The sequence below is a fragment of the Micromonospora sp. NPDC047707 genome, from assembly GCF_040704235.1.
Taxonomy (GTDB): domain Bacteria; phylum Actinomycetota; class Actinomycetes; order Mycobacteriales; family Micromonosporaceae; genus Micromonospora.
The window spans coordinates 1-2676 of sequence record NZ_JBEYSU010000115.1; the positions used below are offsets into that span (position 1 = coordinate 1).

Below are 2676 nucleotides of genomic sequence, written 5' to 3' on the forward strand. Positions count from 1 at the left end.
AATATCCGGCGATCATCCAGTTGTGGCGCTCGGCGTGGGAGCAGTTCACCCCGTTCCTAGCCTTCCCGCCGGAGATCCGCCGAGTCGTCTACACCACGAACGCGATCGAGTCGCTCAACGCCCGGTTCCGCCAGGCCACCCGCCATCGCGGACACTTCCCCAACGAACAGGCCGCGCTCAAGGTGCTCTACCTGGTCATTCGCAGCCCGCGGCCGAACCGGGCTAACGTCACCGGCAAGACCGGCGGCTGGAAGCAGGCGCTGAACTCCCTCGCCATGTTCTACGGCGAGCGCATCACCGGAAACTGAGAAGGCGATCACCGCCTCACACACAAAGATCCGGACAGTCCCGCGCGCGGGTGTCAGGATCGGTGGGTTTGCGGACGGCGACAAGTCCTGCGGTTCGCGGTCACCGATGCCGGTGCGGTGGGACGACGCACCGCCCGGTGGAGAACTGGTCACGGGGGCTTCGGTCTGGTCGGGCTCGCGGCCGGAGCGGGGCGACCTGGGGCATCTGCCAATGCATGGTCGGCGCCTACCGCGAGCCCGACCGTAGCCGCCTGCGTTCCGCAGCTTCGCGTCGATATAGTCGGCACGTCGACCTGAAGGTGCAGGTCAGCGTGTTGGGTCCTGGTGGAGACCGCGAAATTCCCTAGTGACATGCCTGTCTGTGAATAGCTTTGCTGAGCTGCGGATCTATCTCTTGGTTCCTAGTCGGTGTACCGTCGTGTCTCGTGTACGTGAAGGCGTCGACACGTAAGACCCGTGATGGGCAGACGATCCGCTACCTGCAGTTGGCCCATAACGAGTGGGATCCTGTGGCGAAGGCGTCCAAGACGCGGGTGCTGTACTCGTTCGGCCGCGAGGACCAGCTCGACGTTGGCGGGGTCCGCCGCCTGGTCGATGCGCTGTCACGGCTGCTGGACCCGGCCGAAGCTCTGGCCGCGGCCGCGCCGGCGGGGTTGTCGTTCGTCGAGTCACGGCCGCTGGGCGGGGCGTGGCTGCTCGACGGCCTGTGGCGGTGGCTGCGCATCGACAAGATCCTGCAGCCGCTGGTGGGTTCCGCCCGCCGCGAGGTCGACGTGGAACGGGTGCTGTTCGCGCTGGTCGCGAACCCGGCCCTGGCGCCGTCGTCGAAGCTGGCCGCGTCCGAGTGGGTCTGCCAGGACGTGCACCTGCCCGGCCTGCCGTACGTCACCGACGACGCCTGCTACCGGGCGATGGACCAGCTCATCGAGGTTGAGCCCGCGTTGACTCGGGCCGTCTACGACCAGATCGCCGACCTGCTCAACCTGGAAGTCGACCTGCTGTTCTTCGACACGACCAGCACCTACTTCGAGTTGGACGAGGCCGACGACCTGCTTTGGCGCGACGCCTTGGGCAAGGTCGTGGCCGAAGACGATCCGGCAGCGGTCAAGCAGGCTGGGTTTCGCACTCATGGCAAGAGCAAGGACTCCCGTGACGACCTGCCCCAGGTCGTGGTCGGCATGGCCGTCACCCGCACCGGCATCCCCGTGCGGGTGTGGTGCTGGCCGGGCAACACGGGTGATTCGGCGTTGATCCGGCAGGTCAAGACCGACATGCGGGAGTGGAGTCTCGCCCGCGTCGTGTGGGTCGCCGACCGCGGCTTCGCCTCGGCGGAGAACAGAAGGTTCCTGCAACAGGGCGCGGGCGGTTACATCCTCGGCGAGAAGCTGCGCGCCGGCACCGCCGAGGCCGACGCCGCCCTGGCCCGGCAGGGACGCTACGCCACCGTCGCGGACAACCTGCAGGTCAAGGAAGTCAACATCGGCGCCGACGACCGGTTCGTGATCTGCTTCAACCCCGACGCCGCCCAACGTGACGCCGCCGTCCGTGAACGGCTGATCGCCCAGCTCACCGACAAGATCGACGGCTCGGACAAGCTGAGCGCCACGAAGCGCGCCGAGCTGCGCGGGGTGATCTCCACCAAGCCCGGCCTGAACCGCTACCTGCGCGTCACCCCCGGCGGGCTGCTGCGCATCGACGCCGCGGCAGTCAAGGCCGAACAACGCCTGGACGGCAAGTACCTGCTGCGCTGCTCCGACCCCAAGCTCTCCGCCGAAGACATCGCCCTGGGCTACAAGCAACTCCTCGAAGTCGAACGCGGCTGGCGCGACATGAAGACCACCCTCGACCTGCGGCCGGTCTACCACCGCCGCGAGGACCGCATCCGCGCCCACATCCTGCTGTGCTGGCTGGCGCTGCTGCTCATCCGGGTCGCCGAGACCGGCACCGGCCACACCTGGAGCAAAATCCGCGCAGACGTCGAACGGCTGCACGTCGGCGTGTTCACCGGCCCCGCCGGCACGTTCTGCCAGCGCACCGAGCTGTCGCAGCCCCAGAAGGCCCTGTTCGCCAAGCTGAAGATCACCGAGCCGCCCCGCGTCATCAACGCGACACCCGCAACCGCCTGACCAGCACGAACACCACGGCCTAGTGACACGCCTTGTCACCGGGCCAACTCGTATTTGCCCAGCTCAAGCCCCAGATTCGCGGACTACATCGACGCGAAGCTGCGGAACGCAGGAGCCGGGGCCGGCAGTTGATGACCGCCAGGCGGGCAAGCAAGAAAACCATGGCCCCTGGCGGGGCCACCCACAGGTGGGTGAAACTCGGTCGGCGGTGTCGCTCGCCGTCGCCGGTTGTGCTTGGTGCC

General features: G+C 67.5%; 2 protein-coding genes. Both read left to right on the plus strand.

The window, feature by feature from the left end; genetic code table 11:
• The coding region (locus AB0873_RS32145; RefSeq protein ID WP_366604524.1) for a transposase at positions 1-308 on the plus strand (308 nt) is incomplete at its 5' end.
• A gap of 509 nt (positions 309-817) precedes the next feature.
• Complete coding sequence (locus tag AB0873_RS32150; RefSeq protein WP_366604526.1) at positions 818-2434, plus strand: IS1634 family transposase; 1617 nt, start codon at positions 818-820, stop codon at positions 2432-2434.
• The last annotated feature ends 242 nt before the right edge of the window (positions 2435-2676 follow it).